Raw genomic sequence first — 19,046 nt, forward strand, 5'->3', positions numbered from 1 at the left:
TAGAAAGTCAAAAAAAGAAAAAACCCCACAAACACAAGGCTTGTGAGGTGTTGTATATAAAAATAAACTGTAAAAAATTATCTTTTTGAGAATTGAGGACTTCTTCTTGCTTTTCTTCTTCCGAATTTCTTTCTTTCAACCATTCTTGAGTCTCTAGTTAAGAATCCAGCTTCTTTTAAAGCTCCTCTTAAAGTTTCATCAGCTAATAATAAAGCTCTTGCAACTCCGTGTCTAATTGCTCCAGCTTGTCCAGAGTTTCCTCCTCCATAAACATTAACTATAACTTGATATTTATCTAAAGTTTCAGTTAAAACTAATGGTTGCTCAACTATTTTAGAAAGAATTTCTCTTCCTCCGAAGTATTCTTTCATTTCTTTACCGTTTATAACAATTCCTTTTTCTCCAGGAATTAATCTTACTCTTGCTACAGAAGTTTTTCTTCTTCCAGTTCCTCTAAATTGATTCATTTCTGCCACTGTTAATACCCCCTTACATTTCTACCTTTGTAGGTTTTTGTGCAACATGATCGTGCTCAGCACCAACAAATAATCTTAATCTTGTTAATTGTTCTCTTCCTAATTTATTTTTTGGAAGCATTCTTTTTACAGCTAGCATTAAAGCGTCTTCTGGTTTTTTAGTCATAACTTCAGCAAAAGTTCTTTTGCTAATTCCTCCTGGGAATCCAGAGTGTCTATAATATAGTTTATCTGTCATTTTCTTTCCAGTAACTACTATTTTATCTATATTAGTAACTACTACATAATCTCCTCCATCAACATGAGGTGTGAAAGAAACTTTTTCTTTTCCCATTAATTTTTTAGCGATTTCTACTGCTAATCTTCCTAAAACTACTCCTTCAGCGTCGTAGTGATACCAATCTCTAACAACATCTTCTTTTCTTTGCATTACAGTGTATTTTTTCACTTTTTTCCTCCTAAAAAATTCAGTTATATAATATATATAACGCAACGGTCCTTTGTGGGAAAGGTTAAATTACCTTATGATTATACATGAATTAGCAAAAAAAGTCAAGAAAATTTATTAATTTTTAAACTTTTTTGTTAAATTATACTTAAAATTTATTTTTATATAAAAATAGAGAGGAATAAACCTCTCTATTTAATCGTTAATTTATAAATATATTTTATTACTTTTTGGAATATATTTTTTCTCTTCTTGTTTTTGTCCTTTATAAAAAGCTTTATAAGCTCTATAAGTTTCAAATACATCCAATTTAGAAGAAATCTCAAATGGTGAATGCATAGCAAGTAAAGCTGGACCAATATCTATTGTATTAATTCCTTTTTTTGATAGATATTTAGCAACTGTTCCTCCTCCACCTTCATCAACTTTTCCTAACATTCCTGTTTGCCATAATATATTGTTATCATTTAACATTTTTCTAATTTCTCCAACATATTCAGCATCAGCATCATTAGTACTATATTTTCCACCAGAACCTGTATATTTTACTATAACAACTCCATATCCAAGTTGTGGAGCATTTTGAGAGTCGTGAACACTTTTAAATATTGGATCTATTCCAGCATTAACATCTGAAGATAGTGCTTTGGAATTCCAAAAAACTTCTTTTAAATATAAATCTGAATAATTTCCTTTTACTTTATAAATCATATCACTTGTGAAATAATCTATAAATTCACTTTGAAGACCTGTTGCACCATCAGAACCTGTTTCTTCTTTATCAGCTAAGAAACATACTATTGTTCTCTCTGGTACTTCATGAATATCAAGAATAGCTCTTAAAGATGTATAAGCACAAATTCTATCATCTTGACCATAAGCTCCAATCATAGACCTGTCTAATCCTACATCTTTAGCTTTTTGACTTGGAACTAATTCCAATTCAGCTGAAATAAAATCTTCTTCTGTCATTCCATATATTTTATTAAGTTTTTCTAAAATATTATATTTTACTAAATCTTTTATTTCTTTGTCCTCTATAGTTGTTGGAATTGAACCTACAATTATTTGTAATTCTTCTCCTTTTATAACTTCTCTAGCAGTTCTATCTCCTTGAACTTTTCTATCTAGATGAGGTAAAATATCTGGAACTGTAAATACAGGGTCTCCCTCATGTTCTCCTATAGAAACTTTTACTTTTTCTCCATTAGAAAGAACTACTACTCCATGAAGAGCTAATGGGATTGAAGCCCATTGATATTTTTTTATTCCACCATAATAATGTGTTTTCATATAAGCTAGTTCAAACTCTTCATATAATGGATTTTGTTTTAAATCAAGTCTAGGAGAATCTATATGAGAAACTATATAATTTATTCCTTTTAAAATATCTTCTTTACCAATTACAGCAAGAACTATATTTTTATGTCTATTAAGGTAGTAAATTTTATCTCCAGGAACAAGATAAGTCTTTAATCTAGCATCTACAAACCCACATTCTTTTGCAAAACTAGTAGCTAATTCAACAAACTCTCTTTCTGTTTTTCCAAGGTCTAAAACTTTTTTGTATTCCTCTCCCATGGCAAATATCTCTTCCATTTTTTCAGAAGAAATATTTTTCCAACCATTAGTTTTTTTGTATAACATTTTCTACCACCTACTTTTTAGCTTTTATTTTTATTTAGCTAATCTTTTATTTAAAGCTTCAGCTTCTTTTTCATATCCTTTTTTACCTAATAATGCAAACATATTTTTCTTATAAGCTTCTACACCTGGTTGGTCAAATGGATTTACTTCTAATAAATATCCACTAATTCCACAAGCTTTTTCAAAGAAATAGAATAAATATCCTAAACTGAAAGCATCTACTTTAGGCATACATACTCTTATATTAGGTACTCCACCATCAACATGAGCTAATTGAGTTCCTAACATAGCTTTTTCATTAACAAAGTTCATTCCTTTTCCTGCTATATAGTTAAGTCCATCTAAATCATCTTTATCAAATGGAATTACTACATCTGTTTCTTTTTCTTCTATATCAATAAGAGTTTCGAATAATGTTCTTTGGCCATCTTGAATATATTGTCCCATAGAATGTAAATCAGTACTTAAATCTACTGATGCTGGGAATAATCCTTTTCCATCTTTTCCTTCTGATTCTCCATATAATTGTTTCCACCATTCAGCAACATAATGTAATTTAGGTTCATAATTTATTAAAAGTTCTATTGATTTTCCTTTTCTTAATAATAAATTTCTAGTTGCTGCATATTTATAACAATCATTTTCTTTATAAGGAGCTGTATAATCATTTTGAGCTTCTCTTGCTCCAGCCATTAAATCATCTATATTAATTCCAGCTGCTGCTATTGGTAGTAATCCAACTGGAGTTAAAACAGAAAATCTTCCTCCAACATTGTCTGGAATTGTGAATGTTTCATATCCCTCTTCTGTAGCTAATTTTTTTAGAGCTCCTTTTGCTGAATCTGTTGTAGCAAATATTCTTTCTCTAGCTCCCTCTATTCCATATTTTTTCTCTAACATTTCTTTAAAAATTCTAAAAGCAATAGCTGGTTCTGTTGTTGTTCCTGATTTAGAAATTACATTTACTGAAAAATCTCTATCTCCAATAGCTTCTATTAAATGAGCTAAATAAGTTCCAGAGATGCTATTTCCAGCAAAATATATTTCTGGATGTCCTTTAGTTACTTTATTATAGAATGTATGAGATAGAAAATCTATAGTTGCTCTTGCTCCTAAATATGAACCTCCAATTCCTATAACAACTAAAACTTCTGAATTATTTTTAATCTTTTCAGCAGCTTTTTTTATTCTTTCAAATTCGTCCTTATCATAATCTGTAGGAAGAGTTATCCAACCTAAAAAGTCATTTCCTTTTCCTGTTCCTTCCATAAGAACTTTTTCAGCTTCATTAACTTCAGTTTCCATTCCTAAAATTTCTTCTTCAGATACAAAACTTGAAACTTTTGATAAATCCAATTTTAGTTTATTCATTATACATCACTCCTATTTTAATTTATAATTTTTATCTTTTCTTTTCTAAAATTTTTAATCTATCTTCAAGATTTTTTATTTTTATATTATTAATTTCAACCATTTTTTTTAAAGTATCTATATCTTCACTTGTTTGGGATAATTTTTCTTCAAATTCTTTATAATCAAATCCTATTTTATTAAGTTCAGCAGAAAAATTTGTTACAATTCCTCTTAAGACTTCTATTTCTTTTTTATCTATTTTTTCCATATCTAATTTATTAAATAATTTTGACAATTCATAAGCAAATTGATATCTTGTTAAAGGTGCATTTCCATTAAAATTTACTTCTTTCTCATCTATAATCTGATTATTTACTAAATTGTTAATAGATTTATATGCCCAATGTTCTTTGGGAACATCTTTAAATGAAACCTCTCCATATACCATTATTGAAAAAATAAAAAGACTTCCTAATAATTTTAATTTCATATTTCCTCCTTCTCTTAGTATAGCATAAGATTATTCTATTATCAACAATACTTCTAATAAAAATTATTTTAAAATAAACATCTCTTTAAAAGCTTTTATCCTATTTCTACTTAAAGGAATTTTTTTTGAAATATTCTCAAGTTTTATTAAATAACTTCCACTAAACCAAGCCTCAAGTTCTCTTATTTTATCTACATTCACTAAATAAGCTCTATGACTTTTAAAAAATTTTTTATTTGATAAAACTTCTTCTAACTTAGAAATTTTTTGTTTAGTAGTATAAATTTTATTTTTTGTATAAACTAGACATTCTTTTTCATCAGCTTCTATATAATAGATATCTTCTAAAGACAAAATAATTATTTTTCCATCTTCTGATACAGCTAATTTATTTATTAATTCATTTTTTAAAACCTTATTCTCTTCTTTTTGATTAACTTTTAATAATTCTTCTAAAGTTTTCTTTATTCTTTCTTCTGAATAGGGCTTTAAAATATAATCAAAAGCTTTGATATCAAAAGCTTCTACTCCATATTCTCTATAAGCAGTAATAAATATTATTTTCATATTAGGATTTAACTTATGAATAATTTTTCCTAAATTTATCCCATCAATTCCAGGCATATTAATATCTAAAAATGCTATATCAACCTCATTATTTTCTAAAAATTTAAGAGCATCTATAGGATTATCAAATTCATTTTCTAAATAAAAATCTTTATAAAGATTTATAAAATATTTTAATTCTTCTCTTGCTGGGTATTCATCTTCTACTATTATATAACTTAACATACTTTCTCCTTATATCTCAAAAATTATAGATGTTCCTTCCTCTAATCTTCTTATATTAAGTCCTCTTCCATAAAGAAGTTTTAATCTTCTATGGACATTTCTTAATCCTATACTTTTTTCTTCTTCATTTTCTAAAGAATTTATTACATCTTGAGATATTCCTACACCATTATCTTTTATCTCTATTAATAGATGTGTTTCATTTCTTTTATTAATAATAATATCTACTATTCCTCCTTCTCTTTTTGGTAATATTCCATGTTTTATACTATTTTCTACTAAAGGTTGAATAATGAGACTTGGAATTTGAAAATCTCCTACACCATCTTGAATTTTATAATTTACTTTTATTTTATTATTAAATCTAGCTTGTTCTATATTAACATAAGCTTTTATCTGTTCTAATTCTCTTTCCACAGTCACTAATTTATTAAAATTTTCAAGATTAAATCTTAATATAGTAGATAAATCTATTATAATTTCTCTTGCTTTTTCAGGGTTTATTCTAATAAAAGAAGTTATAGTATTTAAAGCATTAAACAAAAAATGAGGATTTATTTGAGTTTGTAACATTTTTATATTTGCTTCTCTTGCCATAGCTTTAAAATTTTCAATTTTTGTAAGTTCTAATTGAGTAGAAATTAATTGAGCTAATCCTATAATAAGAATTTTTTTACTTTCAGTTATTTCACTCAATTTATCAAAATATATTTTTAAGGTACCTGATACATGTTTTTCTTTATATAATGGAACTATAATATATGATTTTATATTTCCATCAACACATTCAAAGGTAGTTTTATCTAATTTATTATTGGTAATAAAAATTTTTCCTGTTTTAATAACCTCTTTTGTAGCCTCACTTTTTATTTCAATATGATTTAATCTATATTCATCACTATAAGAATATTTACCTATAATAAACTTTTCATTAGTTAAAACTACTGCTTTAGCTTCTAAAGACTCCATTATAATTTTACAAACTTCATCTAATGACCCTCCATTTGAAAAATATGGTAAAGTTTTTTCAGCTATTTTAAGTGATAATTTCGCTTGTTTTCCAGCTATAATTTCTTTTTCTTCTATTATACTTTCTATAATTAATATAACTATTGGAACTCCCAAAGCATTGGCTAGTATCATTGGTATATATATATTATAAACTATTTCTATGGCAAGATTTCTATCCTCTCCCATTAAAATTATTAAAATCATACTTAAATTTTCTATTAAAAAACCAGCTAAAAAACCAAATAAATATTTATTTTTTTCATTTGTATATTTTGAAAGATAAGCTACAAAAAATCCACCTAAAATTGTAGATATTGTACAAGGAACAGCTGTAAATTGTCCTGATAATAAGAAATATCTATGTAAACCTGAAATTATTCCTGATAAAATTCCCACATAAGGAGAAACTAAAAGTCCTCCTGTTATAACTCCTATATTTCTAGTATTAGCTATTGAACCTTTGTAGTCTATTCCTGAATAAGTTCCTATAATAGCTAATCCTCCAAAAAATAATGAAAGTAGTATAATATCTTTCACATTATATTCTTCTTTTATTAAAATATTTCTTGAATTTTTCATCCTAGTAAAGAAAAAAGCTATAATTATTATATGACCTAAATTATTTAAAAGAGCACTAACTAAATTAAACATAATATCCTATCACCTCAGAAATATTTTATCATATATTAATAAATATTATAAGTACATTTCATACTCAATAAAATACATTTTAAGTACAAAAAAATACATATTAAGTATTAAAATGCTATTTTTTATTAAAAAAATAGTACAATTAATATAGAAAAAATATATTTTTTAGGAGGTTTAATATATGATAAGTTTTGTAGTTTCTGTAATTGCTTTAATTATAGGTTATTTTATTTATGGTAAGTTTGTTGAAAAAGTTTTTGGTCCAGATTCAGAATCTTTAACACCAGCAAAAAGATTAGAAGATGGTGTTGACTATGTGGAGATGGATATCAAAAAAACTTTCTTAATTCAATTTTTAAATATTGCAGGTACTGGTCCTATATTTGGAGCTGTGGCTGGAGCTATGTGGGGACCAGCAGCATTTATATGGATAGTTTTTGGATGTATTTTTGCTGGAGCTGTTCATGATTATTTAATTGGTATGATGTCCTTAAGAAGAGATGGAGCTAGTGTTGCTGAATTAGTTGGAGAAAACTTAGGTAATGGAGCAAAACAATTAATGAGAGTATTCTCTGTTGTTTTATTAGTTCTTGTTGGAGTTGTTTTTGTAACAAGTCCTGCTGCTATATTAAATGATTTAACAGGAATAGATAAATTAATTCTAATAGGAATTATAATTATTTATTATCTAATCGCTACTGTATTACCAATAGATAAAGTTATCGGTAAAATTTATCCTATATTTGGTGTAGCTTTACTTATAATGGCTGTTGGTATTGGATTTGGTATTATAATTCAAGGATATGATATTCCTGAACTAGCTTTAAGAAATTATCATCCAAAAGGACAATCAGTATTCCCTTATTTATGTATTTCAATAGCTTGTGGAGCAATTTCAGGATTCCATGCTACTCAATCTCCTATGATGGCTAGATGCTTAGGAAATGAAAATCAAGGAAGAAAAGTATTCTATGGAGCTATGATTGCTGAAGGTATTGTGGCCTTAATTTGGGCTGCTGCTGCCATGTCATTCTTTGGTGGAACAGAAGGTTTAGGAGTTGCTTTATCTAAAGGTGGAGCTGCTGTTGTTGTTAATAAAATTTCAGGTACTGTTTTAGGAAAAGTTGGAGGAGCTTTAGCTTTATTAGGAGTTGTTGCTTGTCCTATAACTTCAGGAGATACAGCTTTTAGAAGTGCTAGATTAACAATAGCTGATGCTATAAATTATAAACAAGGTCCAATTATAAATAGATTTGTTGTTGCTATTCCTTTATTTGTAATAGGTGTTGCTCTATGTTTTATTGATTTCAATATTTTATGGAGATATTTTAGTTGGTCTAACCAAACTTTAGCAACAATAGCTTTATGGGCTGGAGCTGCCTATCTTGCTAAAAAAGGTAAATTCTTCTGGATGGCGGCTATACCAGCTACATTTATGACTGTAGTTGTTACTTCTTATATATTAATAGCTCCAGAAGGATTTAGAATGTCTGAATCTATTGGAAACACTGTTGGACTAATAGTAGCTGCTGTTTCTATAATTGCTTTTATCAAAAAATTCTTACCTATTTATAAAGAAGCAGTTAATAAATAAATTTTTAAATAAAAATTTTTAAAATGGGACTCATATAAAGTCCCATTTTTTATTTGCTTATTTTTAATAAATATGGTATTAAATTATTAAGAATCTTTTATTAAAGGAGGACATAAATGAAAAAATTATTATATATTTTAATTCTTATTTTTATGTTTGGCTGTGGCAAAGAAAAAGAACCTAAAAAAAATAATATTACAGAAAATACTTCCACTAAAATTGAAACTACTGTTGAAGAAACTTCTGATAAAACAGAAAATCAAATAAATGAATCTTATCTTAAAATAAATGATGTCATTACTATTTCAGGGGAAAAATCAAGAATAAATATAGAATTTTCTGAAAATCTTGAAGAAAACAAAGATTTTTCTGCTTATATAAAAATTTCTCCAGAAGTTTCTCACAAAGTTTTAAAAGATAAAAATAAACTTATAATTATTGGAGATTTTAATCTAAAAGATACCTATACAATAAAAATATTAAAAGAGATAAATTCTGTAACTAATAAAACTTTAAAAGAAAATATAGAAAAATCTATCAATTTTAAAGAGCTAGAACCTAAAATTGTCTTTTCTAATGATGGGATAATTTTACCTAGTACAAATAATCAAAAAATTTCTTTTAAATCTATCAATGTAAAAAAAGTAAAAGTTCAAGTAAAAAAAGTATATGAAAATAACCTTACTCAATTTTTACAAGACTTTGTATTTGAGGGAAATGGTAGCGTTTTAGATTGGAGAACTCAAAGTGAATTTTATAAAGTAGGAGATTCTATATTTGAAAAAGAATTTGATATTGATTATAAGAAAAATATCTGGACTCAAAGTGAGATTGAGTTATCTAACCTTATAAATAATAAAGGAATTTTTATACTTGAACTTTCTTTTGATAAAGATGGAATAGATTACACTTTCCCTGAAAATACCCCTGAATACAAAAAAAATAATTTAATTTATAACAATGGAAAGATTGGAAAAGCTTTATTATTGTCTGATATGGGTATAATAGCTCAAAAAGATAAAGATAATACTATTGTTAATGTTGTAGATTTATTAACAAATTCTATTATAAAAAATGCTAAAATAAAAGTTATTTCTGAGAATAATCAAATATTATATGAAGGAGTAACTAATGAAAATGGAGATTATATTTTTCCTAATAATGAAAAAGCCTTTTACATTATAGCTGAAAATAATAATCAAATTTCTATATTAAAGTTTAGAGATTCTAATTTATCTTTTGATGGATTTGCTGTAGAAGGAATTTACACTACTACAGGAATAAAAACTTTTATGTATACTGATAGAGGAATATATAGACCTGGTGATGAGGTTAATCTTTCTATTATAGCTAGAAATAATCATAAAACTTTCCCTGAAAATCATCCTGTTATAATAAATGTATACTCTCCTAGAGGTAAAAAAATAGTTGAAAACTATACTATAAGTGATGGTAAAAATGGTTTTTATACTTATAATTTTAAAACCAATTTAGATGGAGAAACAGGAATTTATAGAATAGAAGCTTTAATTGGAAGTGAAAGCTTTGTAAGAGAAATTCCTATTGAAACTATTACTCCTAATAAGATAAAAGTAGAAACAAAAATTCCTAAAGAATTAAATCTAAAAAATAAAAGGGATTTAGAATTTTCATTATCTTCTCAATATTTATTCGGAGCTGTAGCTGATAATTTAAAATTTACTAGTGATATTCAAATAAGAGAAGAAAATATTAATTTTGAAAAATTTAGAAACTTTACATTTGATGACCCAACTTCTTATGATTTCTACTATGGAGATTTTTTTGAAGGAAAATTAAATGAAAAAGGAATTGGAAATGTAAAATTTAATCTAAATAATTTAAATCCTAAAAATAAAAATTTAATTGGGATAGTAACTACTAGAGTAATGGAAACTAATGGAAAACCTGTAATTTCTAAAGAATCTATCAAATTAAATAAATTTGATTCATACATTGGATTGGAAATACCTAAAGATACTTTTATAAAAAGTGGTGATAAATTAAATCTTCAAGTAATAACTGTATCTAATGATGGAGAAAAATATATCCCTAATAAAAAACTTGTATATAGAATATATAAAAATGAATATTCTTGGTGGTGGGATTATGGTAGTTATTACTCTTTTGTAAAATCAATAAAAACAGATAAAAATACTGTACTTTTATATGAAAAAGAATTTATATCAGAAGATAGACCTTATATAATAGATTATCCTATAGATGGTACTGGAGAAATTTTTGTAGAAGTTGAAGATTTAGAAACTAAACAAACTGTTGGATTAAATTTATATGCTGATACTTGGCAAAATTCTAATACAAATAAAAAAATAGATAAATTAAAAATAGAAAGTGATAAAAAAATATATAATATCGGCGACAAAGCTAAAGTTATATTTGAAGGAACTGAAAAATCTAAAGCACTTATTACAGTTGAAAAATCTGGAAAAATTATAAAAAGAGTTTGGAAAGATATAGACTCTTTAAAAAATGAGTTTGAATTAGAGATTACTGAGGATATGTTCCCAAACTCTTATGTAGTTGTATCCCTTTTCCAAGATTATAACAAAGATAATGATAGACCTCTTAGACTTTATGGAGCTGTTCCTATTATAGTAGAAAATAATAACACAAAACTTAATATTTCTATAGATGTACCAACAGAATTAAAACCTAATGAAAAATTTACTGTAAAAGTTAAAAATCAAGAAAAAATACCTATGGATTATACAATAGCAATAGTAGATGAAGGTATACTAAATATTACTAATTTCCAAACACCTAATCCTTGGAATTTCTTCTATCAAAAAGAAGCTTTACTTCTTTCTTTCTATGACAATTATTCTGAAATAATAGAAAAAACTAAGGGAGAAATACATCAAGTATTACAAACTGGTGGAGATGGATTCGTAAATGAAATGGCTGGCATACTTGCTAGTAAAAGAGATAAAAATCTTGGACTTGAAGATGTCCAAAGATTTAAGCCTCTAGCTATTTATAAAGGAATATTATCTACTGATGAAAGTGGAGAAGGAAGTGTAGATTTTGTAATGCCTAATTATATGGGAGCTGTAAAAGTAATGGTTGTTGGTGCTAGTAAAGATAAATATGGTTCTATTGATAAAGAAATAATTGTAAAAGCTCCTATTGTAGTCGAAGCCTCTCTTCCTCGTACTTTAAAAGTAGGAGATGAAATTATGATTCCAGTAACTGTATTTGGACTTGAAGAAAATATTGGTGAGGTAGAAGTTAAATTTACTATTGATGGTAAAACTCAAAAAGAAATTATAACTTTACAAAATAAAGAAAATAAAAAAATATTCTTTAAAGAAAATATTGGTAATAAAATTGGAAATAAAAATATAAAAATTTCTGTTTCTTCTAAGGTTTATAATTATGAAGAAGATATAAATATAAATATTAATTCAGATTCTCCATATATTTATATAAATGACATAGAAGAATTATCAAAAGATAAAGAGATTTCATTTACAGAACCAAAAGAAGCAATAAAAGGAAGTGTAAATAAATTTATAACAATTTCTAATTCTCCAATACTTGCTCTTAATGAAAGAATAAATTATTTAACAAGATATCCTTATGGTTGGGCTGAACAAATAGCTTCTAATTTATTTGCTCAATTATATTTAGATTCTCTAACTATAAAAGGTGAATATGATGAAAAAGAAGTTGTTAAAAATATAAATAGTGGTATAACAAAACTTGTACATTATCAATTATATGATGGTTCTTTCTCTTATTGGATTGGAGGAAAAACTGATTTATGGCTTACAAATTATATTGGACATTTTTTAATAGAAGCTAAATCAAAAGGATATTATATCCCTGAACAAATGTATAATAAGTGGTTAGATTTTACTAAAAAATCTGTTAAAAGTTATGACTCTTTACCATTAGATTGGAAAGTTTATTCTTTATATCTTTTAGCTCTTGCTGATTCTCCTGAAATTAGTGAAATGAATCTTATATATGAAAACTATTTCCAAAATAGTAATGAATTAGATATCAGAAGTAAATGGTACTTAGCAAATGCTTATAAATTAGTAGGAGAAGATAATCTAGCAAAAGAAATGAGTTTAAATCTTAATAGAGATATAAAACCAAGAGATGCTAGAGAATATATTGATTCTAATAGTTCTTATATAAAAGATATGAGTATAGTCCTTAAAGCTTATTACGATATTTATAATGAAATGGATAGAAATCTTTATAATAAGATTCTTGGGGAATTACAATCTAATAAATGGTTATCTACTGAAAGTATTGGATATTCTTTGATGACTATTGCTAAAGTATCTGGAAAAGAAAAAACTGATGAAGTAAAAGGTATAATTTCTATTAATAATAAAGATATAGAATTTTCTACAGAAAATGGAATATTTAAATATGATATTCCTAATGATGTTACAGATATAAAAGTTAAATCTCTAAGTGATAAGATATTTATTAATCACTATTGGGAAGGAATTCCAGTAAATTATCAAATGGAAGATATTTCTAAAAATATAAAATTAGAAAGAAAATATTTTGATGAAAAAGGACAAGAAATAAATCCAAATATTCTTACTTCTGGAGATAGTTTTTGGTTACAAATAAAAGTTTTACCAATAGATATAAAATCTTCTGTATATGTGGATGATGTTGTTCTTACTCAAATATTACCTACAGGTTGGGAAATTGAAAATCTAAGAGCAACTAATACACCTCTTCCTCAATGGATTAATATTTTAAAAGGAGATACTACTTTTGAATATGAAGATATTAGAGATGATAGAGTTCTTTGGTTCTTTGATTTTTATAGTGAGAGAGAAAATTCTTTCTTTATAAAAGTTAATGTTACTTCTTTAGGTAAATTTACTTTCCCTGGAACTACTGTAGAAGCTATAAATAATGAAAATTATAAAGGATACTTAAAAGGATTTACTGTTGAGGTCAAATAATGAAAAAAATCTATAAATTATTTGGAATTTTTTCTCTAATTGTTATTGGTATATCCACAATAATTTATATAAATTATGATGTTGCTAATCTAAATAATATTTTTGAGGACAGATACAGTGTATCTGTCCTTGATGATAAAGATGAAATTATTGGAGTATATCTTAATAAAGATGAACAATGGCATCTTAAAGGTACAGAAAATATTCCAGAAAAATTAAAAATTTCTGTTTTAAATTTTGAGGATAAAAATTTTTATTCTCACAATGGAGTTGATTTTTTAGCAATAATTAGGTCTTTAAAAAATAATATCATTTATAAAAAAAGAAATGGAGCTAGTACAATAACTATGCAAGTAGCTAAAATTTCAAATCCTAAAAAAAGAAGTTATCTAAATAAATATGTTGAAATTATTCAATCTTTTAAAATTGAAAATAATTTTTCAAAAGATGAAATTTTACTTATGTATCTCAACAATGCTCCATATGGAGGAAATATTGTAGGATATAAAACTGCTTCTCATCTTTATTTTCAAAAGAAACCTGAAGAATTGACTTGGGCTGAAAGTTCTCTTTTAGCTGTACTTCCAAATTCTCCAAGTCTTATGAATATAGAAAAAAATAGAGATAAACTTATAGAAAAAAGAAATTTTTTATTAAAAAAATTATATGAGAAAAATTATATAAGTGAAACTCAATATAAATTATCTCTTAGAGAACCAATCCCAAATAAAAGATATAATTTTAAAAATTTAGCTCCTCATCTTGTAAGAAGAGTTATTGACAATAATAAAGATATTATTATTCATTCAACTATAAATACTGAATTACAACAAAAATTGGAAAAAACTACAAAAGATTATTCTGAATTTTTAAAAACTCAAGGGATAAAAAATCTTTCTGTTTTAGTTGTAGATAATAATACTTATGAAATTAAAGGATATATTGGTTCTCAAGATTTTTATGATTTTGAAAACAATGGTCAAGTTGATGGAGTTGTTGCAAAAAGGTCTCCTGGCTCTGTATTAAAACCTTTTTTATATGGAAAAGCTATTGATGAAGGATTAATTGTCCCTCAATCAAAAGTTCCTGATATTCCTATATATTTTTCAAATTTTAGTCCTCAAAATGCTAATAAAAAATATTATGGAATAATTGAAATTCAAGATGCTCTTATAAAATCTTTAAATACACCTTTTGTACAACTTTTAAAAGAATATGGTGAAGATAAATTTTTCTATTTTTTAAAAGATGTATTAGGTTTTCAAGATAATGATTATTCCCGTTATGGATTATCTCTTATCTTAGGAACTAAAGAGTTGTCTGTTGAAGATATTGCTACTCTCTATTGTGGACTAGGTAATTATGGAAATTTTAAAAGTTTAAAATATTTACAAAATGAAAAAAAGGAAAAAGGAAGACAATTATTAACTTCTGGGGCTTCTTATCTTACATTAAAAACTATTAAAAATTTGGAAAGACCTGGATTACAAAATATATATAAATCCAAATATCCAATCTCTTGGAAAACAGGTACAAGTTATGGAAAAAGAGATGGTTGGGCAGCTGGAGTAAATCCTAATTGGACTGTTGTAGTTTGGGTTGGAAATTTTACAGGAGAGACTAATCCTAATCTAACAGGAGTTTTTAGTGCTGGTAATTTACTTTTCGATATTTTTAAATTTTTACCTAATAATCAAGAAAATTTTAAAATTCCTGAAAAAGATTTAATTAAAATAAAAATAGATGATGAAACAGGGTATAGATTAAAATATGATTTACCATATAAAATAGTAGATTTTCCTAGAGATGCTAAACCACTAAAAGCATCTCCATATTATAAAAAAATCTTTGTTAATGATAAAGGAGAGGAGATTGACTCCCGTAATGAAGATTTTATTTTTAGAAAAGAAAAAATAATACTTAATTATCCTATTGAAGTTATAAATTATTTTATAAGAGAAAATATTGATACTTCAAAAATCTTTAATTCTAAAATTGAAAAGAAATCTATAAAATTTATTTATCCTAATGAAAATTTAAAAATCACTATTCCAAAAGATTTTGATGGAGAAAAAGAATTAATTATAAAAATTGCTAATATAAAAAATCAAAAAATTTATTGGTATTTTGATAAAAATTATATTGGATTGGATAACTCAAGAGAAAAAAGATTTAAAGTAAAAGTAGGAAAACATCAAATTGTAATTGTTAGTGAAAATGGAGAAATTGAAAAAGTTAATTTTGAAGTTATAAAAAAATAAATTATCAATATTGACAACCTAAATCCTTTATGATATTATTCTAATTGATTAAACCATCTTTTTAAGATGGATTGTGGATTTTAGGTACTGATACTTTTCGCCACAGAGTTATTTTTAATAATTCTGTGGTTTTTTTATTAATTATTTTAAAGGAGTTTATATGAATCAAAATTTTATGAAAGAAAGGGCTATTCTCCCTTTAATATTATCTATGTCACTTCCTATGATGTTTTCTATGATGATGGCTTCTCTTTATAATATTGTAGACAGTTATTTCGTAGCCAAAATTAGTGAAAATGCTATGACAGCTTTATCTCTAGTTTTTCCTATTCAAAATCTTGTAAATGCTATTACAATAGGTTTTGCTATTGGTATTAATGCTATTATTGCTTATCATTTAGGAGCAAAAGAGGAGAAAAAGGCTAATATTGGAGCTACACAAGGTTTATTTTTTAATGGAATTCATGGAATTTTATTAACAATTATTTGTATTTTAATTATGCCATCTTTTTTAAAAATGTTTACTTCCGATTCTGAAACTATTAATCTTGGAATTAGATATTCTAATATTGTTTTTAGTTTTTCTTTAATAATCAGTCTTGGAATGACTTTTGAAAAAATTTTTCAATCAATGGGAAAAATGTTAATTACAATGATTTGTATGTTGAGTGGTTGTATAACAAATATTATTTTAGACCCTATAATGATATTTGGTTGGGGTATTTTTCCGAAAATGGGAATTGAGGGGGCTGCTCTTGCTACTGGTATTGGTCAAACTTTCAGTCTTCTTCTATATATTCTTTTTTATTATACAAAACCTATCCAAGTAAAAATAAGCCCAAAATATTTAATTCTTAAAGATAAAACTTTTATAAAATTATATTCTATAGGTATTCCAGCTGGACTTAATATAGCTTTACCATCTCTTTTAATCTCTGTATTAAATGGAATTCTAGCTACTTATTCACAAATTTATGTAGTAATTCTTGGAGCTTATTATAAATTACAAAGTTTTCTTTATCTTCCAGCTAATGGTATAGTTCAAGGTATGCGTCCTTTAATAGGATTTAACTATGGAGCCAGAGAATATGAAAGAGTTAAAAAAATATATAATTTTTCTTTGTATTTTGCAATTTTAATTATGGTTTTAGGAACTATTTTATGTTGGAGTATTCCTGAAATATTAATAGGAATGTTTACTACAAATAATAATACTATTTTAGCTGGAACTATTGCTTTAAAAATAATAAGTATTGGTTTTATAATTTCAGCAGTTTCTGTAATTTCATCTGGAGCTTTAGAAGGAATAGGAATGGGAGGTCCATCACTTATAATTTCTCTTCTTAGATATGTTTTATTAATAATCCCAATAGCTTTTATATTAAGTCGTTTTATGGAAGCTATTGGAGTTTGGCATTCTTTCTGGATAACTGAATTTTTATCTGCCATAATTTCTCATATTTTATATGTAAAAATTATCTTAAAAAAATAATAATAAATCTTTAAAAACTATTAATAATTATTTTGTTATAAAAATAAAACTTATTTCTACATATTTTTTATTAACAAATAAAATTAATAATTTTTATTTTGTTTTGTTTTAGTAAAAATTAAATATTTTTCGTTTATATAATATTTTTTTAAAACTTTTATAAATTATTTGTAGTCAAAAAGATAAAAAATTAAATGTGTTATTTTTTATAAATTTAGGGTGATTCCAATGAATATAAAAATTTCTTAAAGACAATTATTAATAAAAAATTATATTTTCTATAATGATATAAACGGAGGTTTATTATGGAATTACAAAAATTAATTTATACAGTAGAAGATGGTATTGGAATAGTTACAATGAATTATTTAAAAAATCTTAATGCTATTGATGAACAAATGGCCGATGAATTAATGTATGTTGTTGATGCAGCTGAAAAAGACCCAAATGTAAAAGTTCTTGTTATAAAAAGTGCTGGAAAAGCTTTTTCTGCTGGTGGAGATATTGGATATTTCTATAAATTAATCCAAGCTGGTGGAGAAGTAAATATGGATGGACTAATTGCCAAAGTTGGTGTTGTAGCTGATGGAATGAAAAAAATGAGTAAAATGGTAATTACATCTGTATCTGGAGCCGCTGCTGGAGCTGGAGTTAGTCTTGCTCTTGGTGGAGATTTTATGATTTGTGCTGATGATGCAAAATTTATACTAGCTTTCGTTAATTTAGGACTTGTTCCTGATACAGGAGCTACTTATCTATTATCTAAAGCTATTGGAACTTCTCGTACAATGGAGTTAGCAGCTACAGGAAGACCAGTATCAGCAACTGAAGCTAAAGAACTTGGATTAGCTTACAAAGTTACAACTGTTGAAGAACTAGAAGAAGTTACTATGAAATTTGCTAAAAAACTAGCTGCAGGTCCACTTATTTCTTATAAAAATATCAAAAAACAAATTTATGATGCTAGTTACTCTGATTATAAAAAATGGCTTGATGAAACAGAAATTCCTACTCAAAGAGAATGTGCTGCTTCAATGGATTTCCAAGAAGGATGTAAGGCATTTATGGAAAAAAGAAAAGCTGTTTTTAAAGGAAAATAATCAAATCTTATAAAAGAAAGGTGGGATAAAAAGTGTTATCGAAAATATTTTCAATGGAAGAAATTTTAAAAAAATTTCATGATGGTCAAACTATAATGTTTGGAGATTGGCACGGAGAATTCGCAGCTGATGATATAATAGATGGAATGTTAGAAAAAGGTGTTAAAGATATACATGCTATTGCTGTTTCTGGAGGAATGCCAGACCTTGGAGTTGGAAAATTAATAAATGCTAAACGTGTTAAAAGTCTTATTACAACTCACATCGGATTTAATCCAGTAGCTAGAGACCAAATGTTCGCTGGAGAATTAGATATAGAATTTAGTCCTCAAGGAACTTTTTCAGAAAGAATTCGTTGTGGTGGTTTTGGTTTAGGAGGATGTTTAACTCCTACAGGACTTGGAACAGAAGTTGAAAAAGGAAAACAAAAATTAGAAATTAATGGTAAAGAATATTTATTAGAATTACCATTAAGAGCTGATATTACTTTAATAAAAGCTACTAAAGCTGATACTGCTGGAAATATTTCTTTTAGAATGAACTCAAGAGCTATTAGTACAGAAATGGCTTTTGCTGGAGATATTGTTATTGTTGAGGCTGAAGAGTTAGTTGAGTTTGGAGAATTAGGACCTAATGAAATCGATATACCTGCTCCATTAGTTGATATGGTTTATGTAAGAGAAGGTAATACTAGACATGTATGTCCTTATTGGCAAAGATTAAAACAAAAAGCTCAAGAAGGAGGTAAATAA

General features: G+C 26.1%; 13 protein-coding genes. 6 read left to right on the plus strand and 7 right to left on the minus strand.

What is annotated here, in order from left to right; genetic code table 11:
• Positions 1-77: 77 nt before the first annotated feature.
• From rpsI to T364_RS0109825, 7 genes are all read right to left on the minus strand, one after another.
• Positions 78-467: a 30S ribosomal protein S9 gene (gene rpsI, locus T364_RS0109795; protein WP_206039078.1), complete on the minus strand. Its 390-nt coding sequence runs from the start codon at positions 465-467 to the stop codon at positions 78-80.
• A 22-nt stretch (positions 468-489) separates the two neighbouring features.
• Entirely contained in the window at positions 490-924 is a 435-nt protein-coding gene (rplM, locus tag T364_RS0109800; protein ID WP_027129438.1) for a 50S ribosomal protein L13, read from the minus strand.
• A 207-nt stretch (positions 925-1,131) separates the two neighbouring features.
• Positions 1,132-2,571 carry an aminopeptidase gene (locus tag T364_RS10885; protein WP_051532731.1) on the minus strand — a complete coding sequence of 480 codons (1,440 nt, stop codon included), beginning with the start codon at positions 2,569-2,571 and terminating at the stop codon, positions 1,132-1,134.
• Positions 2,572-2,601: 30 nt separating this feature from the next.
• Positions 2,602-3,942 (minus strand): glucose-6-phosphate isomerase, encoded by a 1,341-nt coding sequence (locus tag T364_RS0109810; RefSeq protein WP_027129439.1) that lies wholly within the window; start codon positions 3,940-3,942, stop codon positions 2,602-2,604.
• 31 nt (positions 3,943-3,973) lie between these two features.
• The gene (locus T364_RS0109815; protein WP_027129440.1) at positions 3,974-4,414 is read right to left on the minus strand and encodes an S-layer homology domain-containing protein; all 441 of its coding nucleotides are present in this window, start codon (positions 4,412-4,414) and stop codon (positions 3,974-3,976) included.
• 63 nt (positions 4,415-4,477) lie between these two features.
• Positions 4,478-5,206 carry a LytR/AlgR family response regulator transcription factor gene (locus T364_RS0109820; protein ID WP_027129441.1) on the minus strand — a complete coding sequence of 243 codons (729 nt, stop codon included), beginning with the start codon at positions 5,204-5,206 and terminating at the stop codon, positions 4,478-4,480.
• 9 nt (positions 5,207-5,215) lie between these two features.
• The gene (locus T364_RS0109825; RefSeq protein ID WP_027129442.1) at positions 5,216-6,868 is read right to left on the minus strand and encodes a LytS/YhcK type 5TM receptor domain-containing protein; all 1,653 of its coding nucleotides are present in this window, start codon (positions 6,866-6,868) and stop codon (positions 5,216-5,218) included.
• Positions 6,869-7,049: 181 nt separating this feature from the next.
• Between T364_RS0109825 and T364_RS0109830 the strand changes: the two genes are divergently transcribed.
• From T364_RS0109830 to T364_RS0109855, 6 genes are all read left to right on the plus strand, one after another.
• Positions 7,050-8,462 carry a carbon starvation CstA family protein gene (locus T364_RS0109830; protein WP_027129443.1) on the plus strand — a complete coding sequence of 471 codons (1,413 nt, stop codon included), beginning with the start codon at positions 7,050-7,052 and terminating at the stop codon, positions 8,460-8,462.
• Between the two features lie 116 nt (positions 8,463-8,578).
• A complete protein-coding gene (locus T364_RS0109835) occupies positions 8,579-13,441 on the plus strand; it encodes an alpha-2-macroglobulin family protein (protein WP_027129444.1) in 4,863 nt (1,620 codons plus the stop codon).
• Positions 13,441-15,702 (plus strand): penicillin-binding protein 1C, encoded by a 2,262-nt coding sequence (gene pbpC / locus T364_RS0109840; RefSeq protein WP_027129445.1) that lies wholly within the window; start codon positions 13,441-13,443, stop codon positions 15,700-15,702. The genes T364_RS0109835 and pbpC overlap by 1 nt, the downstream gene beginning before the upstream one ends.
• A gap of 160 nt (positions 15,703-15,862) precedes the next feature.
• On the plus strand, positions 15,863-17,194 hold the full coding sequence (locus T364_RS0109845; protein ID WP_027129446.1) for an MATE family efflux transporter: 1,332 nt from the start codon (positions 15,863-15,865) through the stop codon (positions 17,192-17,194).
• A 305-nt stretch (positions 17,195-17,499) separates the two neighbouring features.
• A complete protein-coding gene (locus tag T364_RS0109850; protein WP_027129447.1) occupies positions 17,500-18,294 on the plus strand; it encodes an enoyl-CoA hydratase/isomerase family protein in 795 nt (264 codons plus the stop codon).
• A 32-nt stretch (positions 18,295-18,326) separates the two neighbouring features.
• Complete coding sequence (locus tag T364_RS0109855) at positions 18,327-19,046, plus strand: CoA transferase subunit A (protein WP_027129448.1); 720 nt, start codon at positions 18,327-18,329, stop codon at positions 19,044-19,046.

Origin of the sequence: Fusobacterium perfoetens ATCC 29250 (assembly GCF_000622245.1) — a bacterium.
Classification (GTDB): domain Bacteria; phylum Fusobacteriota; class Fusobacteriia; order Fusobacteriales; family Fusobacteriaceae; genus Fusobacterium_B; species Fusobacterium_B perfoetens.

What these genes read in the sequence shown, in the direction of transcription:
- pbpC (WP_027129445.1), top strand. Translation starts at nt 13,441, where the DNA reads ATGAAAAAAATCTATAAATTATTTGGAATTTTTTCTCTAATTGTTATT.
- T364_RS0109820 (WP_027129441.1), bottom strand. Translation starts at nt 5,206, where the DNA reads ATGTTAAGTTATATAATAGTAGAAGATGAATACCCAGCAAGAGAAGAA.
- T364_RS0109815 (WP_027129440.1), bottom strand. Translation starts at nt 4,414, where the DNA reads ATGAAATTAAAATTATTAGGAAGTCTTTTTATTTTTTCAATAATGGTA.
- rpsI (WP_206039078.1), bottom strand. Translation starts at nt 467, where the DNA reads ATGAATCAATTTAGAGGAACTGGAAGAAGAAAAACTTCTGTAGCAAGA.
- T364_RS0109845 (WP_027129446.1), top strand. Translation starts at nt 15,863, where the DNA reads ATGAATCAAAATTTTATGAAAGAAAGGGCTATTCTCCCTTTAATATTA.
- T364_RS0109835 (WP_027129444.1), top strand. Translation starts at nt 8,579, where the DNA reads ATGAAAAAATTATTATATATTTTAATTCTTATTTTTATGTTTGGCTGT.
- T364_RS0109825 (WP_027129442.1), bottom strand. Translation starts at nt 6,868, where the DNA reads ATGTTTAATTTAGTTAGTGCTCTTTTAAATAATTTAGGTCATATAATA.
- T364_RS0109850 (WP_027129447.1), top strand. Translation starts at nt 17,500, where the DNA reads ATGGAATTACAAAAATTAATTTATACAGTAGAAGATGGTATTGGAATA.
- T364_RS0109830 (WP_027129443.1), top strand. Translation starts at nt 7,050, where the DNA reads ATGATAAGTTTTGTAGTTTCTGTAATTGCTTTAATTATAGGTTATTTT.
- T364_RS10885 (WP_051532731.1), bottom strand. Translation starts at nt 2,571, where the DNA reads ATGTTATACAAAAAAACTAATGGTTGGAAAAATATTTCTTCTGAAAAA.
- T364_RS0109810 (WP_027129439.1), bottom strand. Translation starts at nt 3,942, where the DNA reads ATGAATAAACTAAAATTGGATTTATCAAAAGTTTCAAGTTTTGTATCT.